6 protein-coding genes are annotated in these 22,182 nt (G+C 69.2%); 2 read left to right on the forward strand and 4 right to left on the reverse strand.

What is annotated here, in order from left to right:
* The first annotated feature begins 10 nt into the window (after positions 1 to 10).
* Both ACM14_RS01210 and ACM14_RS01215 read left to right on the forward strand, forming a co-directional pair.
* A complete protein-coding gene (locus ACM14_RS01210) occupies positions 11 to 15,160 on the forward strand; it encodes a non-ribosomal peptide synthetase (RefSeq protein WP_254661980.1) in 15,150 nt (5,049 codons plus the stop codon).
* Positions 15,161 to 15,340: 180 nt separating this feature from the next.
* Positions 15,341 to 17,740 (forward strand): TonB-dependent siderophore receptor, encoded by a 2,400-nt coding sequence (locus ACM14_RS01215; RefSeq protein WP_065345032.1) that lies wholly within the window; start codon positions 15,341 to 15,343, stop codon positions 17,738 to 17,740.
* A gap of 76 nt (positions 17,741 to 17,816) precedes the next feature.
* Here the strand turns inward: ACM14_RS01215 and ACM14_RS01220 are convergent, their stop codons facing one another.
* The 4 genes from ACM14_RS01220 to ACM14_RS01235 form a co-directional block, all read right to left on the reverse strand.
* Positions 17,817 to 18,851: a FecR family protein gene (locus ACM14_RS01220; RefSeq protein ID WP_065345033.1), complete on the reverse strand. Its 1,035-nt coding sequence runs from the start codon at positions 18,849 to 18,851 to the stop codon at positions 17,817 to 17,819.
* Between the two features lie 12 nt (positions 18,852 to 18,863).
* Positions 18,864 to 19,463 (reverse strand): RNA polymerase sigma factor, encoded by a 600-nt coding sequence (locus ACM14_RS01225; protein ID WP_012206549.1) that lies wholly within the window; start codon positions 19,461 to 19,463, stop codon positions 18,864 to 18,866.
* A 214-nt stretch (positions 19,464 to 19,677) separates the two neighbouring features.
* Complete coding sequence (locus tag ACM14_RS01230; RefSeq protein ID WP_065345034.1) at positions 19,678 to 20,976, reverse strand: lysine N(6)-hydroxylase/L-ornithine N(5)-oxygenase family protein; 1,299 nt, start codon at positions 20,974 to 20,976, stop codon at positions 19,678 to 19,680.
* 11 nt (positions 20,977 to 20,987) lie between these two features.
* Positions 20,988 to 22,100: a GNAT family N-acetyltransferase gene (locus ACM14_RS01235; RefSeq protein ID WP_065345035.1), complete on the reverse strand. Its 1,113-nt coding sequence runs from the start codon at positions 22,098 to 22,100 to the stop codon at positions 20,988 to 20,990.
* Positions 22,101 to 22,182: the final 82 nt, after the last annotated feature.

Here is a 22,182-nt window from a genome sequence, read left to right on the forward strand (position 1 = left end):
CACGCCGGACATGCTGACCCTGGTGGCGCTGGATGAGGATGAGATTGCACGCATTGCCGCTGCGGTGCCCGGTGGGGCGGCCAACATCCAGGACATCTACCCGCTGGCGCCGTTGCAGGAGGGGATTTTGTTCCACCACCTGCTGCAGTCCGAGGGCGATGCCTATGTCACCTCGCACACGCTGAGCTTCGACTCGCGCGAGCGGTTGCAGCGGTTTGCCGAGAGCTTCGACCAGGTGGTCGCGCGCCATGACATCCTGCGCACGGCCGTGTTCTGGGAGGGCCTGGCGACGCCCGTGCAGGTCGTCTGCCGGCAGGCCCGTCTGCCGCTGTCCTGGCTGGAGGAGGGCGGAACAGCGGCACCATCGCAGGACGCGCAGGACGCGCAGGACGCGCAGGACGCGCTGGCCCGGCTGGCCGCCTGCGCCCCGGGCTACCGCATCGACCTGCGCAAGGCGCCGCTGATCCACCTGGTGGCCGCGCACGACGCGCCGGGCCAGCGCTGGCTGCTGCAGATCCTGGCCCACCACATGGTGGACGACAACACCACGCTCAAGCAGGTGATCGGCGAGATCGCGCTGATCCAGCAGGGCCGCTCCAGCGCACTGCCCCGGCCGCTGCCGTTCCGCCAGTTTGTGGCCCAGGCGCGCTCGGGCGAGGGCACGGCCGGGCATGAGGCGTTCTTTCGCGCCATGCTGGGCGATGTGCAGGAGCCCACGGCGCCATTCGGGCTGCTCGATGTCCAGGGCGACGGAGCGCGCACGAACGAGGTGCGGCAGGTGCTTGACGGCGGCCTTGCAGCCCGGTTGCGTCAGCAGTCCAGGCGCCACGGCGTCAGCGCCGCCGCGCTGTTCCACCTGGCCTGGGCCCTGGTGCTGGCCAGGACCAGCGGCAGGGACGACGTGGTGTTCGGCACCGTGCTGTTCGGCCGCATGCAGGCGCAGCAGGGCGCGGCCCGCGCGCTGGGCATGTTCATCAACACGCTGCCGCTGCGCGTTCGCCTGGCCGGTTGTGGCGTGGCCCAGGCCCTGCGCCAGACCCAGTCCGCGCTGACGGACCTGCTGCACCACGAGCATGCCAGCCTGTCGATGGCCCAGTCCTGCAGCGGCCTGGCCGGCGGGGCGCCGCTGTTCACGGCCCTGCTCAACTACCGGCACACGGCGCTGCAGGACGCGGACGCTGGCGATGCCTGGACCGGCGTGCAGATACTGCAAAGCCACGAGCGCACCAACTTCCCGTTCGGCCTGTCGGTCAACGACACGGGCGAGGGCTTCACGCTGATCGCGCATGTGATCGATGCGGTGAATGCCCACAGCATGTGCGGCTACATGCACGAGGCGCTGGACGGCCTGGCCGATGCCCTGGCGCGCGACCCCGGCCAGCCCGTGACCGCGATTGCGGTGCTGCCCGCGCATGAACGGGACAGGCTGCTGCAGTGGAGCCTCAATGGCAAGTCCCATCCTGAGGCCCTGCCCGTGCACCGGGAATTCGAGGCCCGCGTGCGGGAGCAGCCCGATGCCGTCTGTCTGGTCCATGGCGACGAGGCGCTGACCTCGGCCCAGCTCAACGCCCGTGCCAACCGGCTGGCCCACCGGCTGATGGCCCTGGGCGTGGGGCCGGACGTGCGTGTGGGCGTTGCGCTGGAGCGCTCGGTGGACATGGTGGCGGGACTGCTGGCGGTGCTCAAGGCCGGTGGCGCCTACGTGCCGCTGGACATGGAGTACCCGGTGGACCGCCTGGCCTACATTGCCCAGGACAGCGGCATTGCCCTGCTGCTCACCGAGCGCAAGGCACGCGAGCGCCTGCCGTTCGCGCAGGCGCTGAACGTGGTCGAGCTCGACGATCTGGACCTGGACGCAGGGCCTGACCACAATCCCGGCGTGGCGGTCCATGGCGACCATCTGGCCTATGTGATCTACACCTCGGGCTCCACCGGCCGGCCCAAGGGGGCGGCCAACCGGCATGCCGCGCTGTCCAATTGCATGGCCTGGATGCAGGACCACTACCGGCTCACGCGGGCCGACGCGGTGCTGCACAAGGCGGCCTTCGGCTTCGATGTCTCGGCCTGGGAAATCTTCTGGCCGCTGACGGCGGGCGTGCGCCTGGTGGTGGCCCGGCCCGGCGACCACCGCGATCCCGAGCGCATCGTCGCGCTGATCCGCCGCCACCAGATCACCACGCTGAACTTCGTGCCGGCCATGCTGCAGGCGTTTCTGGCCCATGAAGGCATCGAGGAGGAGACCCGCCTGCGCTATGTGATCTGCGGCGGCGAGGCCATGCCGGCCGAGACACAGCGCGAGGCCCTGCGCCGCCTGCACGGCGTCAGCCTGCAAAACCTCTACGGCCCGACCGAGGCCGCCATCCACGTGACGCACTGGACCTGCCGCGACGATGGCCGCAGCCCGGTCCCCATCGGCCGCCCCGTCAGTGCGACCAAGGCCCTGGTGCTGGGCCAGGATCTGGGACTGGTTCCCGCAGGCGTGGCGGGCGAACTCTATCTGGGCGGGCAGGCGCTGGCGCAGGGCTACCTGGGCCGGCCCGGCCTGAGCGCCGAGCGCTTCGTCGCCGACCCGTTCGACCAGGGCGGCGGCCGCCTGTACCGCACGGGCGACCTGGTGCGCTGGAACGATGAAGGCCAGCTGGAGTACCTGGGGCGCCTGGACCATCAGGTGAAGATCCGGGGCTTTCGCATCGAGCTGGGCGAGATCGAGGCCCGGCTGCTGGCCCAGCCCCAGGTGCGGGAGTCCGTGGTCGTGGCCCGCAAGGGCTCTGCCGGAATGCACCTGGCGGCCTATGTCTCGGCGCATGAAGGGCAGCAGGTCACGGCGGCCGAGCTGCGCGAGCGCCTGGCCCTTGAACTGCCGGACTACATGGTGCCGGCCGCCATCATGGTGCTGGACCGCCTTCCCCTGAATGCCAACGGCAAGGTGGACAGGGCCGCCTTGCCCGAGCCTGAACTGCTGGCCAGCCTGCACTACGAGGCGCCCGTGGGCGACGGCGAACAGCGTCTGGCAGCACTCTGGAGCGAGGTGCTGGGCGTGGAGCGCGTGGGGCGCCAGGACCATTTCTTTGAGCTGGGCGGGCACTCGCTGCTGGCCCTGAAGCTGCTGGAGCGCATGCGCGCCCAGGGCTGGGTGACGCAGGTGCGCACGCTGTTCCAGCACCCCCGGCTGGCGGATCTGGCGCTGGCTCTGCGCCGCGAGCAGGGCCTGCCCCGGCATGAGGTGCAGGTGCCGCCCAATGGTATCCCCGAAGGCTGCACGGCCATCACGCCCGCCATGCTGACGCTGGTGGCGCTGGACGCGCAGGAGATCGCGCGGGTCGAGGCCGCCGTGCCCGGTGGCGCGGCCAACATCCAGGACATCTATCCGCTGGCGCCGCTGCAGGAAGGCATTCTGTTCCACCACACGCTGCACCAGCAGGGCGACGCCTACGCCACGCCCACGCTGCTGGGCTTTGACACGCGCGAGCGGCTGCTGGGCTTTGTGCAGCGGCTCAACCAGGTCATCGCACGCCACGACATCCTGCGCACGGCCGTGCTGTGGGAGGGGTTGGCCGAGCCCATGCAGGTGGTCTGCCGGCAGGCACAGGTGCTGCTCGACTGGCTGGAGCCTGGTGAAAGCGAGGGCGAAGGCGATGTGGCCGCCGCGCTTCAGCAGCGGCTGGACCCGCGCGTGCAGCGCATCGATGTGCGCCGCGCGCCCATGATCCGCGCCGTGGCGGCGCAGGATGCGCCCAACGGACGCTGGCTGCTGCAGCTGCTGACCCACCACCTGGTGCTGGACCACACGACGCTGGAGCGCATCGTCGAGGAGATCGCGCTGATGGCCCAGGGCCGCGAGGCGGAGCTGCCCAGGCCCCTGCCGTTCAGGCGCTTCGTGGCCCAGGCCCGGCTGGGCGTGAGCACCAGCGAGCATGAGGACTTCTTCCGCGCCATGCTGGGCGATGTGGATGAACCCACGGCGCCGTTCGGCCTGCTGGATGTGCAGGGCGACGGCAGCGCGGTGCAAGAGGCCAGGCTGGCCTTGGACGAGCCCCTGGCGCGCAGTGTGCGCCGGGCGGCGCAGCGCCATGGGGTGAGTGCCGCCAGCCTGTTCCACCTGGCCTGGGCGCTGGTGCTGGGCAGGACCACGGGCAAGGACGATGTGGTGTTCGGCACCGTGCTCTTTGGCCGCATGCAGGGCGGGGAGGGCGCGCACAGCGCGCTGGGCATGTTCATCAACACGCTGCCGCTGCGCATACGGTTGGGCGGTCGGCTGGGTGGCCGCAGCGTGCAGGAATGCCTGCGCCAGACGCATGAATTGCTGACGGGGCTGATGCACCACGAGCACGCCACGCTTTCGCTGGCGCAGCGCTGCAGCGCTCTGGCGGGGGGAACGCCGCTGTTCTCGGCACTGCTCAACTACCGCTACAGCGTGGCGCCGCAGGAGGGGGGCGCAGCGGGCGCGTGGGAAGGCATGACGGCCCTGGGCGGGCAGGAGCGCACCAACTACCCCGTGACCGTGTCCATCGACGACCTGGGCGAAGGCTTTGGCATCGTGGCCCAGGCCGATGCTGCTTTGGGGGCTGAACGGCTGTGTGGATACATGGCGGCGGCCGTGGCCTCCCTGGTCCACGCGCTGGAAGGCGAGCCCGGCCTGGAGGCTGCGGCGCTGGACATGCTGGACGGCAATGAATGGGCGCAGCTGCAGGCCTGGAGTCTGGGCGCCCGAACCGAACCCGGAATGCAGCCGGTGCACCAGCTGATCGAGCGCCAGGCCCAGGCACGGCCGGATGCCGTGGCGCTGGTCTTTGGCGATCAGGTTCTGAGCTACGACCAGCTCAACCGCCGCGCCAACCAGCTGGCCCACCGGCTGATGGCATTGGGCGTGAGGCCGGAGACCCGGGTGGGCATCGCCATGGAGCGGTCCATCGAGATGGTGGTGGGCCTGCTGGCCATCATGAAGGCCGGTGGCGCCTATGTGCCCCTGGACCCCGATCACCCGCCCGAACGGCTGGCCCAGATGATCGAATACGGCGCCGTGCGGCGCCTGCTCACCCACAGCGCGCTGCGCGAGCGCCTGCCCGCAGGCGAGGATCTGCAGTGGCTGGACATCGACCGTATCGATGTGGCCGGTGAATCGCAGCGCAACCCGGTGGTTGCCGTGCATGGGGAGCATCTGGCCTATGTGATCTTCACCTCGGGCTCCACGGGCCGCCCCAAGGGCGCGGCCAACCGGCATGCGGCCCTGCACAACCGGCTGGCCTGGATGCAGCAGGCCTATGCGCTCGATGCCTCGGACGCCGTGCTGCAAAAGACACCGTTCAGCTTCGATGTGTCGGTCTGGGAGTTCTTCTGGCCCCTGATGGCCGGCGCCCGGCTGGTGATGGCCGCGCCTGGCGATCACCGTGACCCCGCAAGGCTGGTGGCGCTGATCACGGGCCATGGCGTCACCACCGTGCACTTCGTGCCTTCCATGCTGCAAGCCTTTGTGGCGCACACGGGCGTGGCGGCATGCACGGGCCTTAGGCGCATTCTGTGCAGCGGCGAGGCCCTGCCGGCCGAGGCGCAGAACGCCGTCTTCAGGCTCCTGCCCGGGGCCGGTCTCTACAACCTCTATGGCCCGACGGAGGCGGCCATCGACGTCACCCATTGGCGCTGCCGCGACGACGGGCGGCGCCAGGTTCCCATCGGCCAGCCCATCAGCGGCATCCGCACCTATGTGCTGGACTGCGCCATGCGGCCGGCGCCACAGGGCGTGGCCGGCGAGCTGTACCTGGGAGGCATGGGCCTGGCGCGCGGCTATCTGAACCGCCCCGCACTGACGGCCGAGCGCTTTGTGGCCGACCCGCTGGACACGCAGGGCGGCCTGCTGTACCGCACGGGCGACCTGGTGCGCTGGAACGGCGAAGGCCAGATCGAGTACCTGGGGCGCCTGGACCACCAGGTGAAGATCCGCGGCCTGCGCATCGAGCTGGGCGAGATTGAGGCCCATCTGCTGGCCCAGCCCGGCGTGCGCGAGGCCGTGGTGGTCGCGGCACAAGCCACGTCGGGCGCGGCGGGCGCACGCCTTGTCGCCTATGTGGCCAGTCCGGACGCCGATGCGGGGCTGGCCGAAACCTTGCGCCAGGCTTTGGCCCGGCGGCTGCCGGACTACATGCAGCCTTCGGCCATCGTCGTGCTGCCTGCGCTTGCGCTCAATGCCAACGGCAAGGTGGACCGCAAGGCCCTGCCGCAGCCCGAATGGGCACAGCGTGGATACGAGCCGCCGCACAACGGGGTCGAGCAGCAGCTGTCGGCGATATGGGCCGAGCTTCTGGTGCAGGACCGCGTGGGGCGGCGCGACAACTTCTTCGAGCTGGGCGGGCACTCGCTGCTGGCCATGGGCATGCTGGAGCGCATGCGTGCGCATGGCCTGTCGGCCTCGGTGCGCAGCCTGTTCCAGCATCCGCAGCTGGCGGATTTTGCGGCGCAACTGATGCAGGCGGACGGCGCCGCCCAGGTGCAGGTGCCGCCCAACGGCATTCCCGAAGGCTGCACGGCCATCACGCCCGCCATGCTGACGCTGGTGGCGCTGGACGTGCAGGAGATCGCACGGGTCGAGGCCGCCGTGCCAGGTGGCGCGGCCAACATCCAGGATATCTATCCGCTGGCGCCGCTGCAGGAAGGCATTCTGTTCCACCACACCCTGCACCAGCAGGGCGATGCCTATGCCACGCCCACGCTGCTGGGCTTCGACACGCGCGAGCGGCTGCTGGGCTTTGTGCAGCGGCTCAACCAGGTCATCGCACGCCACGACATCCTGCGCACGGCCGTGCTGTGGGAGGGGTTGGCCGAGCCCATGCAGGTGGTCTGCCGGCAGGCACAGGTGCTGCTCGACTGGCTGGAGCCTGGTGAAAGCGAGGGCGAAGGCGATGTGGCCGCCGCGCTTCAGCAGCGGCTGGACCCGCGCGTGCAGCGCATCGATGTGCGCCGCGCGCCCATGATCCGCGCCGTGGCGGCGCAGGATGCGCCCAACGGGCGCTGGCTGCTGCAGCTGCTGACCCATCACCTGGTGCTGGACCACACGACGCTGGAGCGCATCGTCGAGGAGATTGCGCTGATGACACAGGGCCGCGAGGCGGAGTTGCCGAGGCCCCTGCCGTTCAGGCGCTTCGTGGCCCAGGCCCGGCTGGGCGTGAGCACCAGCGAGCACGAGGACTTCTTCCGCGCCATGCTCGGCGATGTGGATGAGCCCACGGCGCCCTTCGGCCTGCTGGATGTGCAGGGCGATGGCAGCGCGGTGGAGGAGGCCAGGCTGGCCTTGGACGAGCCCCTGGCGCGCAGTGTGCGCCGGCAGGCGCAGCGCCATGGGGTGAGTGCCGCCAGCCTGTTCCACCTGGCCTGGGCGCTGGTGCTGGGCAGGACCACGGGCAAGGATGATGTGGTGTTCGGCACCGTGCTCTTTGGCCGCATGCAGGGCGGGGAGGGCGCGCACAGTGCGCTGGGCATGTTCATCAACACGCTGCCGCTGCGCATACGGCTGGGCGGCCGCAGCGTGCAGGAGTGCCTGCAAGAGACGCATGCGGGGCTGACGGGGTTGATGCACCACGAGCACGCCACGCTGTCGCTGGCACAGCGCTGCAGCGCTCTGGCGGGGGGAACGCCGCTGTTCTCGGCCTTGCTCAACTACCGCTACAGCGTGGCCCCGCAAGAGGGCGCCGCAGCGGACGCAGCCTCGGGCGCGTGGGAGGGCATGACGGCCCTGGGCGGGCAGGAGCGCACCAACTACCCGGTGGACATGTCCATCGATGACCTGGGCCAGGGCTTTCGCCTGGTCGGGCAGGCCAGCAAGACCGTGGGTGCGCAGCGCCTGTGCGCCTACATGCTGGCCGCCGTGGAAGGCATTGTTGCGGCCCTGGCCGAATCGCCCGCGCTGCCGGCCTGCGATATCGAGCTGCTGGACCGGGATGAATGGGCGCAGCTGACGCAATGGGCGCAATCGGTGCAGTCTGGATGCAACCCGCAGAGCCGCGACGCCCAGCCCCTGGTGCACAGGCTGTTCGAGCAGCAGGTGGACGAGCGGCCCCAGGCCACGGCCCTGGTCTTTGGCGACGAATGCATCAGCTATGCGCAGCTCAACCGGCGTGCCAACCGCCTTGCGCACCGCCTGATCGCCGAGGGCGTGGGCGCGGAGGTGCGCGTGGGCATTGCGGTGGAACGCTCGGTGGAGATGGTGGTTGCCGTGCTGGCCGTGCTCAAGTCGGGCGCGGCCTATGTGCCCCTGGACCCCGGCTATCCGGCCGAGCGCCTGGCCCACATGGTCGAGGACAGCGGCATGGCCTGCCTGCTCACGCAGTCTCGCCTGGGGCTGGAGGCGGCCGGTCGCGTGAAGGCGCTGGACCTGGATGCCATCGGCGCCATGCCGGGGCCCGACCACAACCCCGGCGCCGCCGTGCATGGCGAATGCCTGGCCTATGTGATCTACACCTCGGGCTCCACCGGCCGGCCCAAGGGCGTGGGCATCTCCCACCGCTGTCTGGCCGAACAGGCGCAGCTGGCCGTCGGCTTCGCCGCGCTGTCGCCGCAGGACCGCGTGCTGCAGTTCGCCACGCTGAATTTCGATGGCTGCATCGAGCAGCTGTTCGCGCCGCTGGTGGCCGGCGCGGCCATGGTGCTGCGCGGGCCCGAACTCTGGGACAGTGCCACCTTCCACAGGGAACTCATGGCCAGGCAGATCAGCGTGGCCGATCTGACCACCGCCTACTGGCTGCTGCTGGTCCAGGATTTTGCGCGCCAGGGCCTGCGCGGATACGGGCGGCTCAGGCAGGTGCATGTGGGCGGCGAGGCCATGCCGGGCGCCGGCCTGCAGGCCTGGCGCGATGCCGGGCTGGGCCATGTGAGGCTGCTCAATGCCTACGGCCCGACCGAGGCCACCGTCACGGCCTCCCTCTTCGACTGCACGGGCCTGGTGGAAGGCGCCGGCGCGGCGCCGCAGGCGCTGCCGTCACAGGACCTTCCCATAGGCCGGCCCCTGGCGGGCCGGCACATGTGGGTGGTGGACGACCGGATGCGCCCCGTGCCCCTGGGCGTGGCCGGCGAGCTGTGCATAGGCGGCCCCCTGCTGTCGCGCGGCTACCTGAACCGGGCGGGGCTCAGCGCGGAGCGCTTTGTCGCCGACCCCTTCGGCCGCGATGGCGCAAGACTCTATCGCACGGGCGACCTGGTGCGCTGGAATGCGCAGGGCCAGCTGGAGTACCTGGGGCGGGTGGACCACCAGGTCAAGATCCGCGGCCTGCGCATCGAGCTGGGCGAGGTGCAGGCGCAACTGCTGGCGCTGGACGATGTGCGCGAGGCCGTGGTCGTGGCCGGCGAGGGACCGGCGGGCACGCGGCTGCTGGCCTACGTGTCTGCCCGCAGCGGGCGGACCCTGGACGAGCAGGAGATGCGCGAGCGCCTGGCCACGGTACTGCCCGACTACATGGTGCCGGGCGCCATCATGGTGCTGGACCAGTTGCCGCAGAACGCCAACGGCAAGCTGGACCGGCAGGCCCTGCCCGCGTTCGGCATGCCAGCAGCCAGCCAGGCGCCCGAGGGCGAACTGGAGGCGCTGCTGGCCCGTGTCTGGGCCGAGGTGCTGGGCCTGGAGCGGGTGGGGCGCAGCGACAACTTCTTCGCGCTGGGCGGTGATTCCATCCTCAGCCTGCAGATCGTCTCGCGCCTGCGCCGCTTCGGCTGGAAGCTGTCGCCACGGCAGCTGTTCGAACGGCAAAGCATTGCCGAGCTGGCGCGTGTGGCCGAGCCCGTACAGGACGAGGCCGTGGAGCAGGAGACCCTGGTCCAAGGGAGCGTTCCCCTGCTGCCCATTCAGGCGGAGTTCTTCGAAACGGACGTGCCGCAGCGATCCCACTGGAACCAGGCCCTGCTGCTGCGCAGCACGCAGCCGCTGCAGCCTGCGCCGCTGCGCCAGGCCCTGGCCGATCTGCTGGCCCGGCACGACAGCCTGCGCCTGCGCTTTCGACCCACGGCGCAGGGCGCCTGGGAGCAGGCCTACGCAAGCCCGTCCGAGGCCGACCTGCAGGCACTGCTGTGGGTGCGCCAGGCACGGGATGCCGGCGCGATCGAGGCCTTGTGCGAACAGGCGCAGCGCAGCCTGGACATCGTCCACGGGCCGCTGCTGCGCGGGCTGTGCATCGAGGTGGGCGACGGCAGCTGGCGCCTGCTGCTGGTGGCCCACCATCTGGTCGTCGATGGGGTCTCCTGGCGCATCCTGCTCGAAGACCTGCGTTCGGCCTATGCCAGCCGGCTGCAGGGCCTGGAGCCCGCCAGGGTCCACAAGACCGCCAGCTACCAGCGCTGGTCGCAGGCGCTGCAGGCCCATGCCGCGCAATGCGGCGGCGAGCTGGCCTTCTGGCAGGCGCTGGCCCAGGTGCCGGCCGTCCTGCCCTGCGCCCGCCCGGAGGGGGCCAACACCCTGGCATGGCAGTCCAGCGTCGAGCTGCGGCTGGACCGCGAGCGCACCGAGGCCCTGATCAGCCGCGCGCCGGCGGCCTACAGGACGCAGATCAACGACATCCTGCTGGCCGCCCTGGGGCGCGCCCTGTGCGCGTGGAGCGGGCAGCAGCGCATCCTCGTGGACCTGGAGGGCCATGGCCGCGAGGAGCTGTCGGCCGGTGTGGATGTCTCGCGCACCGTGGGCTGGTTCACCAGCGTCTTCCCGGTGGCGCTCGATGCGGGCACAGGCCCGGGCGACGCGCTCAAGCGCGTCAAGCAAAGCCTGCGCGAAGTGCCGCTGCACGGCCTGGGCCATGGCGTGCTCAAGTACCTGGGCACGGCGCAGCAAAGGCAGGCCATGCGGGCCTTGCCCCAGGCCAGCCTGGTCTTCAACTACCTGGGGCAGTTCGACGCAAGCTTTGACAGCGCGGCTCAATGGTTGCCGGCTGCCGAGGGCAGCGGCATGCCGGCCGACGCCTCGGCGCCGCTGTCGCACGAGTTCACCATCAATGGCCGCGTGTACGACGGCGAGCTGGTGATGACGGCCGCCTTCAGCACGGCGCGCCACGACACCGCCGATGTGCAGGCCTGGATGGGGCGCTACCGGCAGGAGCTGGAAGGCCTGATCGACCACTGCCTGAGCGGCGCGCAGGGGGTGACGCCCTCGGACTTCCCGCTGGCCCGGGTCACGCAGGCGCAGCTGGACGGCCTGGACCTGCCTGCGGGCAATCTGGCGGACCTCTATCCGCTGTCTCCCATGCAGTCGGGCATGCTGTTCCACAGCCTGTCCGATCCCTCGGGGCTGTCCTATGTCACCCAGTTGCGCATCGACGCGCATGGCCTGGATGCCGCGCGCTTCCGAAAGGCCTGGCAGGCGGTGCTGGACCGCCATGCCGTGCTGCGCAGCGGCTTCCTGGCCGATGCGTCCCTGCCGCTGCAATGGGTGGCCAGGCAGGTCCTGCTGGACATCACCGAGCATGACTGCCGGCACAGCGAGGATGTGGCGGGGGCCCTGGATGCCCTGGCCGCCGGGCAGTTCGCGGCCTTCGACCTCAGGAAGCCGCCGCTGATGCGGCTGGCCCTGGTCCGGGTGCCCGATGGCAGCCACCACTGCATCTGGACCGCCCACCACCTGCTCACGGACGGATGGAGTTCATCGAGCCTGCTGGGCGAGGTGCTGCGCGACTACAAGGGCATTGCCGTGGAGCCCGTGGACACCAGCTACCGCGACTACATCGCATGGCTGCAAGGCCTGGACCACGGGGCCAGCGAGGCCTACTGGAGGCGCCTGGTGCAGCCGCTGCACGAGCCCACCTTGCTGGTGGATGCGCTTGCTCGGCCTGCTGTCCGGCCTGGTGCCTTGCCCGCAGCCCGACAGGGGCACCACGAGGCCGGCGCCGCGCTGGAGGCCGGTGCCACGCAGCAGCTGGTGGAGTTTGCCCAGCGCGAGCGCGTGACGGCCAACACCCTGGTGCAGGCCGCATGGTCGCTGGTGCTGGCGCGGTACACGGGCCAGGCCACGGTGGCCTTCGGGGCCACAGTGGCAGGCCGCCCGCCCGAGCTGGCCGGCGTGGAAAGAATGCAGGGGCTGTTCATCAACACCTTGCCGGTGGTCGTGGCCTGCGACGGCGCGCTGGAGCTGGGCCCCTGGCTGCGCACGCTGCAGGCACAGAACCTGGCCTCGCGCGAGCATGAGCAGACGTCGCTTTCGGACATCCAGCGCTGGGCGGGCAAGGGCCAGCGCGGCCTGTTCGACAGCATCCTGGTGTTCGAGAACTATCCCATGGATGCCGTGCTGTCCGCGCACGACGACCCGCATCTGCGGTTTGCGGTGACGCATGCCATCGACGTGACCTCCTATCCCATGGACCTGGAGGTGCGGCTGGGCGATGTGCTGTCGCTCAAGATGATCTATCAGCGGAGCAGCTTCGGCGATGACGCCGTGCAGGCCCTGCTGCGGCAACTGGTGCAGGTACTGGAGTCCATGGCGAGCGAGGGCATGCACTGCTTGCGGGACATCGCCTTGCTGCCCGAGCCCGGCCGCGATGGGCCGGCGGGCACGGGCATGGGCACGGATGCCTGCCGCCCGCCGTTCCTGCCCGTGCATGCCGGCATGGCTCTGCAGGCGCGCCGGGACCCGGGTGCGGTGGCGCTGGTCATGGGCGAGCAAACCATCAGCCATGGCGAGCTGCAGGCGCGCAGCAACCATTTCGCCAACCGCCTGGTGCAGGCCGGCGTGGGGCGCGGCGCCATCGTCGGCATCGCCATGGAGCGTTCGCTGGAAATGGTGATCTGCCTGCTGTCCGTGCTCAAGGCGGGCGCGGCCTACCTGCCCCTGGACCCGGCGTCGCCCGCCGAACGCCAGAGGTTCATGCTGGCAGACAGCGGTGCCTCCCACCTGATCGCCCACAGGGCGGCGCTGCACAAGCTGGGCACGCCGGCCGTGGCCCATCTGGTGGTGGCCGAGGAGGTGGACTTCACCCAGGCCTGCAACGCGGCGCCGGCCCATGCCGTGCATGAGCGCGACCTGGCCTATGTGATCTACACCTCGGGCTCGACCGGGCAGCCCAAGGGCGTCGTTGTCGAGCACGGGCCGCTGTCCATGCACTGCGCGGCCACGGCCGGGATCTACGGCATGCGGGCGAACTCGCGCGAGCTGCATTTCATGTCCTTCTCCTTTGACGGTGCCCACGAGCGCTGGCTGACGGCGCTGAGCATCGGCGCCGGCCTGGTGCTGCGCGAGCCGCAGATGTGGACGGCGGAGCAGGCCTGCGAGGCCCTGCGCCACCACGGCATATCCAATGCCGCGTTCCCGCCGGCCTATCTGGCGCAGATCGCGGACTGGGCCGCAGAGCAGTCGCAGGAGCCGCCGCCGGTGGAGTTGTATGTCTTCGGTGGCGAGGCCATGCCCAAGGCCGCCTACGACAAGGTGCGCCAGAGCCTGCGCCCGCGCCTGCTGATCAACGGCTACGGCCCCACCGAGACGGTGGTGACGCCGCTGATCTGGAAGGCCGAGGCCAGCGAGACCTTCGACTGCGCCTACGCCCCCATCGGCCGGCCCGTGGGCGAGCGCACGGTGCACATCCTGGACGCCGACCTGCACCGGGTGCCGCACGGCGTCGTGGGCGAGCTGTACATCGGCGGCTATGGCCTGGCGCGCGGCTATCTGTCGCGCCACGGCCTGACGGCCGAGCGCTTCGTCGCCGACCCCTTCGACGGCGGTGGCGGCCGCCTCTACCGCACGGGGGACCTGGTGCGCGAGATGCCGGACGGCAACATCGAGTACATCGGCCGGGCCGACCACCAGGTCAAGATCCGGGGCTTCCGCATCGAGCTGGGCGAGGTCGAGAAGGCCGTCCGGGCCGTGCCCGGCGTGGTCGATGCCGCCGTGCTGGTCCAGGATGCCGGTACAGGCAAGCAGCTGGTGGCCTATGTGGTAGGGGAGGAGGGCACCGCCGCGCAGTCCCTGGTCAAGCGCATCCGCCAGCAGACAGGCGAGCACCTGCCCGACTACATGCTGCCGGCCCATACGCTGGTCCTGCCGGCCTTGCCAAGACTGGTCAGCGGCAAGCTTGACCGTGGTGCGCTGCCGCTGCCGCAGACAGATGCCGGGCGGGTTCACGTGCCACCGTCCACAGCGTCGGCCATGGCGCTGGCCCGCATCTGGCAGGAGGTGCTTGGCGTGGAACGCGTGGGCGAGACCGACAACTTCTTCGAGCTGGGCGGGGACTCCCTGCTCAGCCTCAGGATGCACGCCAAGGTGCGCAAGCTGGGCGATCCGCAACTGGACTTCAAGCTGCGCGACCTGCTGCAGCGGCCCACCATTGCCGGCCTGCTGGAGCTTCGCTCAGCCGGCGCCGGTGGAGCTGGGGGCGTCGTGGCGCTCAACGCCGTATGTGAAGCCGCACCACCGCTGTTCTGCGTGCATGCCGGGTTCGGCACGGTGTTTGACTACCAGCCGCTGGCGCGGGCCTTGCAGGACCGGCGGACCGTCCACGCCATACCCTGCCGCAGCCTGGGCGATCCCGGCTACCGCGACCGCTCGCTGGAGCAGATGGCCGACGACTACTGCGCGATGGTGAGGCAGGTACAGCCCACCGGTCCCTACCACCTGCTCGGCTGGTCCCTGGGCGGCAGCCTGGCGGCCTTGATCGCGGCCCGGCTCGAAAGCCAGGGACAGACGGTGGGTTTCCTGGGACTGGTGGACCCGTTCGTGCCTGCTGGCGATGCGGCCGGGTCCCCGTCGTGGTGGGATGACTTCCGGCTCTTTGTCTCGCAGATGCTGCCCTTGGCGCGCATCGAGGACCTTGCGGACATCGATGCATCGGTGCCGCCCCGCGCCGATCTGCTGGCTGCCGCGCTGGGCCGTGAAGCGTCAAGGCAGGGACCGGGGGGACCCAGCGGCCATGCCTGCATGGACGGCGCCGACCTGGCCCAGGCCTTTCTGACCACCCTGCACCTGAAGCACCTGGCGCTGCAGGCGCAGGCCCTGGCGCCCGTGCAAGCGGCGGCAAGCCTCTGGTGGAGCGATGAAACCGCGGCCGGGCACCGGCTGCGGCTTGCGCACCAGCTGCGCCAGGAGGGTGCCGAAAGGGCCGAAAGGGCAGAGGGCGCGGTGATCCGCGCCGACCACTACACCATCATGAGGAACGAGGGGCTGACGGCTGAAATCCTCGATGCATTGGCGCTGGAGTACGCGCTGGACTGACGTGAGCCGGGGACGGGGGCAGGACGCCCCCGTCCCATCCCGGTTTTTTCGTGAAATCGGGGTTACACCTTGTCTCCATTTTTCTGCGCAGAACGTCTTTGGAATGCACAACAACCAGCGCCGAGGTCCGCGTCCGGTTGGTAACCAGTCTCATTCAATGCCTTTGGAAATTCTTCAACCATGCGTTCCTTGCCCCGTCAACATCTGCTGAGCCTGGCCCTTGCCACGGCATTTGGTTCCGTCTCGTTCTGGAGCACCGAGGCGGTGGCCCAGGCCACAGGGCAGGAGGCTGCCCAAGTGTTCGATATCCATGTGCCGGCCCAGGCCCTGGCTTCGGCCATCAACGAGCTGTCCCGCCAGACGGGAACCCAGATGTTTGCCGCAGGCGACTTGGTGGCCGGGCTCAGTTCCCGCGCCGTCAACGGCCGCCTGACATCGGAGCAGGCCTTGCGGGAGCTGCTGGCCGGCACGTCCCTGGAAGCCACCAGGACGAACAACGGAGGCTTCGCCATCCGCCGTCCCGCGGTCTCCGGCGCGACCTTGCCGACCATCAACGTCATGGACAGCGAAACCGCAGCCGGCCCCGTGCAGGGCTATGTCGCCCGGCGCAGCTCAACGGGCACGAAGACCGATACGCCCATCCTGGAGACACCGCAGTCCATCACGGTCATCGGTGCCCAGGAGATCGAGACGCTGAAGTCGCAAAGCCTGCAGGATGCGCTGGGCTACGCCGCCGGCGTCACCCGCGCCGAGGGCCTGGACCGGACCTCTGACAGCCTGTACCTGCGCGGGTTCCGCACCACGGGCATGTACCGGGACGGCAGCCTGTTCACGGCCAACATCTACGATGGACGGCAGGAGCCCTACGGCCTGGAGCGCATCGAGCTGCTCAAGGGCGCCTCTTCGGTGATCTTTGGCTCGGTCTCCCCGGGCGGCGTGGTCAACACCGTGAGCAAGCGGCCCACCACGGAAAAAATCCGGGAATTGAACATCGACGCCGGAAGCTTCGGGCGCAAGCAGGTCTCGGGTGATTTTGCGGGCGCCCTGGACGACGAGGGCAAATGGTCCTACCGGCTGGTGGCGCTCAAGCGCGACAGCGACAGCTTCATCGACCGTGTTCCCGATGACAGAACCTATGTCGCCCCGTCGCTCAAATGGCAGCCCGATGCGAACACCTCGCTGACACTGTTGGCCGAGGTCCAGAAGGACCGCACCACCTACGTCTACGGACTGCCCGCCTACGGCACGCTGCTGCCCAACATCAATGGACAGATTCCCCGCAACCGCTTCATCGGAGAGGCGGGACGGGACAAATTCGATCTGGACCGCTACTCCATCGGCTATCTCTTCGAACATGCCTTTTCCGAGAAGCTCAAGCTCAGGAACAGCATGCGCTACTACAACGCAAAGAGCAGCTACTTCAGCACGGACGGCTGGGGCCTGTCCGCCGACCAGCGCTCGGTGGTGGAGCGCTACTACCAGCCGCGCTGGGACCGCTCGTCGGCCTTCGTGACCGATACCTCGCTGCAGTACCAGCTGGACCAGGGCCGCGTCAAGCACACCATGCTGGTGGGCTTCGACTACGCCCTGCCTAAGCACGAGACCGAGCGCTATGAACAGCAGGCCGCCGACCTCGATGTCTTCAACCCGGTCTACGGCAAGCCGGTGGGGCCTGTCTCCCCCTACTACCGCTCGTCCTGGAAGAACGACTACAAGCGCCTCGGCATCTATGCGCAGGACCAGATCAAGATCGATGACAAGTGGGTGGTTCTGCTGGGCGGCCGCTATGACAAGGTCCGCTTCAACGAGACGAACTTCTTCACCGGGGACGTGAGCGCGGCCAATGAGAAAAGCTCGGCCTTCACGGGCCGGCTGGGCGTGGTCTATCTCGCCGCCAATGGCCTTGCCCCCTTCTTCAGCTACAGCGAGTCCTTCGAGCCCACCCAGGGCCAGGACCGCCTTGGATCACGGTTCAAGCCGACGACGGGACAGCAGTACGAAGCCGGTGTCCGCTACCAGCCCAGCGGCTCCAGGGCCATGGTTTCGGCAGCGGTCTTCCAGCTCACCCGGCAGAACCTTCTCGTGCCCGACCCCCAGGACGCCAGCAGGGCGTTCAACATACAGGCCGGGGAAGTCCGTTCCCGCGGCTTCGAGCTGGAGGCGCGAAGCTCCATCGGCCGCAATGTGAACATCATTGCCGCCTATGCCTACACGGATGCGCGCACCACGCAGGCAAGCCCCCTGCAGCCGGACGAACTGGGCAAGCGCTCCATCGGCGTGCCCTACAACCAGATATCGCTGTGGGGCGACTACAGCTTTGGAGACTTCGGGCTTGCGGGCCTCAAGGTGGGCATGGGCGCCAGGTACCTGGGCCAGACACGCGGCCTGGCCTATGGCGTTCCCGTCTCGCTGCCGGCGTTCACCCTGGTGGATGCCATGGTCAGCTACACCACCGGACCCTGGCGCTTCGCCCTGAACCTCACCAACCTGACCGACAAGACCTATATCGCCAGCTGCTCCTACGGCTGCTTCTACGGCGAGCCCCGCAAGGTGATCGGCACGGCCACCTATCGCTGGTAAGCGGGCATGGGCCGTGGGCCACGGCTGGAGCGATCCGGCCGTGGCCTTTTCTTTGTCGGGGAACCGAAGGCGCCGTTCAGAGCGCCTGCAACTGCACCCCGCCATCCGGCTGCGGGCGTACGCGCAGCGGCAGGATGGACGGCAGCACGGCCAGCAGGCCGGCCGAGTCATTGGCGCGAAAGCGCCCGGTCAGGCGCAGCGCGGCCACGCGCGCATCGGCGGCTTCTATGGGCTGGGTGCGGTAGGCGTTGACCGTGGCCAGGGCCTCGGCCAGTGGGGTGTTCTCGAAGACCAGCCAGCCCTCGCGCCAGGCGGACAGCGTGGCGGCATCGGCCTGGCGCACGGCCTCGGCCTGGCCGTTGCGGATGTCCACGATCTGGCCGGGCAGCAGGTCCAGCGTTGCCGCCGCCGGGCCCGTCGCATCCTGCGCATCCCTGCCCAGCACGCGGACCCTGACATGGCCATGCTCCACGCCCACGGTGACGGGGCCGCCGCGGTCGCGCACGGTGAAGACCGTGCCCACGACCTCGATGCGTGCCTCGCGCGTGATGACCTCGAAGGGCCGGTCGGGATCGGGGGCCACGTCGAATCGCACTTCGCCCCGGGCCATGGACACGCTGCGGCGCTGGCGGTAGAGCGTCACGGCAATGGCGCTTTGGGGCGCCAGTTCCACCAGGCTGGCCTGCAGCGGCAGCTTGCCGTCGGCCAGAGTGATCTTGAGGATCTGCGAGTTGCGCGTGGCGTAGGCCGAGGTGTGGATGGGCTGCTGCCAGTACCAGTAGGCGCCACGGCCCGCCAGCGCGCCTGTGCCCAGCAGCCCGGCGAAGGACAGTAGCATCTTGCGGCGCCGGACGGCCTGGGTGGAGCGCGAGGCCCGGTCGGCCAGCAGGGCGGTTTCCTGGAACTGCTCGCGCAGGCCGCCGGACATGCCGCCCAGCAGGTTCCAGCGCAGGTGCGCCTCGCGTGCGGCGGCATCGTGCCGGGCTGATTTCCCGCGCCATTCGCCCAGGGTCAGGCGGGCCTGGTCGGCCACCGGGTCGGGAGCGATTTCGCTTTGAACGATCAGCGTCAGCGCATGCTCGACCATGCGCTCGCTAGGTGCACTTGCCATGGAAAGGGGGAGTCAGGATGCGTCGTCGGTCAGTGTACTGTTGTCGAAATCCATGGCGCTGCCCAGCGCATGGTCCTCGATCAGTTCGGAGCGCAGCTGGGCCAGCACGCGCGAGCAGTCCAGCGTGGCACGCACCATGTGCTTGGCGACGGCCATTTCGGTGATGTTGAGCTGATCGGCGATTTCCGCGCGCGTGTAGCCATGGGCGCGAAAGAGGATGAAGACTTCGCGCCGGCGCGGCGGCAGGCCTTCCAGCGCCTGGACGACGCGGTTCAGGATCTGGCGCTGGGCGGCCAGGGTTTCGCTGGAGGGCGCACTGTGCTGCACCACCATTTGCTGGCGCGTCCATTCCTGGGCGGTCTTGCGCTTGCGCGCATCGTCGATGCACAGATTGCGTGCCACGCGAAACAGCAGGGCGCGTGGGGATTCGATGCCGGCGTCGGGCAGGGTTTCGGCCTTCTTGCCGCTGCGCAGGCCCAGGGCGTGCACATAGACCCGCTCGAAGCTCGATTGCGCGATGTCGGCCGCATAGTGCGGATCTCGGAGATCGCGCGTGAGCTGGCGGCGCAGATCGCCATAGTGAGCCACGAGTTCCTGGATCAGGTCACGCATCCGGATACCTGCCTTTCCGCAAGGGCGATGGGTTGGAACCCCTGGGTCCGTACAGAGAAGGGCCTACCAGATGCTGCAACCCCGGCCAGGGCCGGGGCGGTGCAGCAGCGGGTATGGGATTCAGCGGCGCAGGTGATTCAAATTCAAATGCAAATGGTTTGCATTCAAATTATGGCATGGGAGATCCCTGCGCCATCATGCCCCGTGCGATCTTTCAATCCTGCAGCGCCAGCTGTTCTGTGCGCGCAACATCGGGTCTTTGGGCTTGCGCTGCCAGCAGGGCTTCACCGATTTCGCCGGTGCGCACCGAAGTGACGGACAGCAGGGTGTCGCTGAGGCCGTGGGAGCCCTCGCAGGCGCCCTGCAGGAAGATGGCGGGGCGAAAGTCCGGCGTGGTGTGCACCTGGTAGTCGCGGCTCACGGAGAAGTCGCCCAGGTAGGGGGCCAGCGGGTCCAGCAGGGTCTTGTGGTGCTCGCGCGCATAGCCGGTGGCCAGCACCACCACGTCGTAGCGCGATGCATGGTCGATGCCGTTGTTGAGATCGCGCAGCCCCAGGTGGATGCCATCGCTGGCGGCGCGCACGTCCTGCACCTCGTGGCGGCGCAGGAAGCGGTGGCGCGTGTCGCCGACGACCTTCTGTTCATAGAACACCTTGAAGATGCTCTCGATCAGTTCCAGGTCGGGACAGGCGTAGTTGGTGTGCCAGAACTCGCGCAGCAGGGCGCCGCGCTCGTCGTGCGGGCGGCTGTAGACATGGTCCACGAAGTCGGCGTTGAAGATTTCGTTGACGAAGGGGCTGTCGTCCGAGGGGCGGATGGAGCGGGCGCGCATGACCAGGTCGATCTCGGCGGCGGCGTAGCGGCCATGCAGGTCCATGAAGATTTCCGCTGCGCTTTGGCCCGCACCGACCACGGCGATGCGCAGCGGCCTGGCATGCTCGGCAATGCTGCGCAGGTAGGCGCTGGAGTGGAAGACGCGCGCGTCGCCGCGCAGGGGCTTGAACTGCTCGGGAATGCTGGGCGTGCCGCCGATGCTCATGACCAGGTTCTGGCCCAGGCGCTCATGCACGTTGCCGGCCGCATCGCGCGAGCGCACGCGCAGCAGCTCCACCTTGCCGTCGCGTTTTTCAGGCAGCACCTCGATGACTTCCTGGCCGTAGACGCAGCGGTCCTCGAACTTGGAGGCGGCCCAGGCCAGGTAGTCGTTGAATTCGTGGCGGCTGGGAAAGAAGGTCTTGAGGTTGATGAAGTCCTGCAGCCGGCCCTTCTCGTGCAGGTAGTTGATGAAGGTGAAGCGGCTGGTGGGATTGCGCAGCGTGGCCAGGTCCTTGAGGAAGGACACCTGCATGTGGGCCTGCTCCAGCAGCATGTCCCGGTGCCAGGCGAAGCGCGGCTGCTTTTCGATGAAGACGGGGTGCATGGCCCGCGCGGCGGTTTCGCGCTCCTTGAGGGCGATGGCCAGGGCAATGTTGGAGGGGCCGAAGCCGATGCCGATCAGCGGGTGGGTTTGCATGGAAGGTCCTTTCATTGGGTCGATGCGTCCAGTGCGTCCGGCGCGGCTGCGTCGGTCTGCGGTATCCACAAGGCGTCTGCGAAAAAGCGTTCCCTGAGCAGGACTCCCAGCACGGCGCGCTTGTGCGGGAAGTCGAATTCCTTGACCAGCGCATAGCCGCAGCGCGGCAGGCTTTTGCGCATCTTGCGGTTGTCGGCGCGCGGCTCCACGACGATGCGCTGCGTGCGGCAGTCGTCCAGAAAGAGGTAGTGCGACAGCGAGGGCAGCCAGGCCGTCAGGTAGGGCTGGCCGCGAAACCGCGCCTCCCCCACCAGCGCATGCCAGCCCCGGTCATGGTCGCCCGCGTCATAGAAGGGGGCGATGCGGTCTTCCTTGGCCCAGTAGGCCTCGAAGTAGCCGAAGGGCTCGCCGTCAAAGCAGCCGATGAGGCTGAGCGCATGCGGGTCGCCGGCCATGCGCTGCAGGTAGGCGCGGTGGTGGGCGAGGTCGCCGCTTTCCTCCCAGAAATGCGCGACGACCGGGTCGTTCATCCAGCGGTGGATGAGGGGCAGGTCGGCCTCGGGCTCCACGGTGCGAAAGCTCAGCGTGCGGCCCAGCCAGGGGATGAAGCGGCGATAGACCTCGCCGCGCGGCTTGTGCAGGCGCACGGGGTGGCGCCCGCCTTCGCTGATCGTGTAGTGCAGCGCATAGGGTGGGCGCGGGCGGGGCAGCCACAGGGGCTGCTGCCACAGCACGCTTCTTGCCACGCACGGGGCCTGGCCCGGCTGCACTGTGGCAATGCTGTCGCGCAGGCCGGGCGGCAGCCGGGGCAGGGACAGCTCGATGGCTTGCGCATCGGGATGCAGGCCAAAGCCTGCCTGCAGCGCGGCCAGCAGTTCATCCGTTTCGGGCATGCCCGAGCAGGGGCCCAGCCATTGCAGCTGCATCAGGCCTGGCGCGGCCGTGGGCGACAGGTTCCAGAGACTGGGCTTGCCGGGCCTGCCGGCATCCACGGACCCCGAACGCTCCAGGCGCAGCCGCTGTCCATCGCCGAAGACGCTGATCGTCTCGGCGCCGGCATGCGCAAGGTAGCTGGCGCCGGAGGCGTCTGGTGACGGTGTAGCGGTGGCTTCGACTGGACGCACGTGGACTCTTTCAGATGGAATGCCCCGCGTGTGGGACACGGGTCGGGGCTCGGGCAAGGGCACAAGGGGCGCAAGGGGCACA

The sequence above is a fragment of the Delftia sp. JD2 genome (assembly GCF_001682645.1).
Classification (GTDB): domain Bacteria; phylum Pseudomonadota; class Gammaproteobacteria; order Burkholderiales; family Burkholderiaceae_C; genus Comamonas; species Comamonas acidovorans.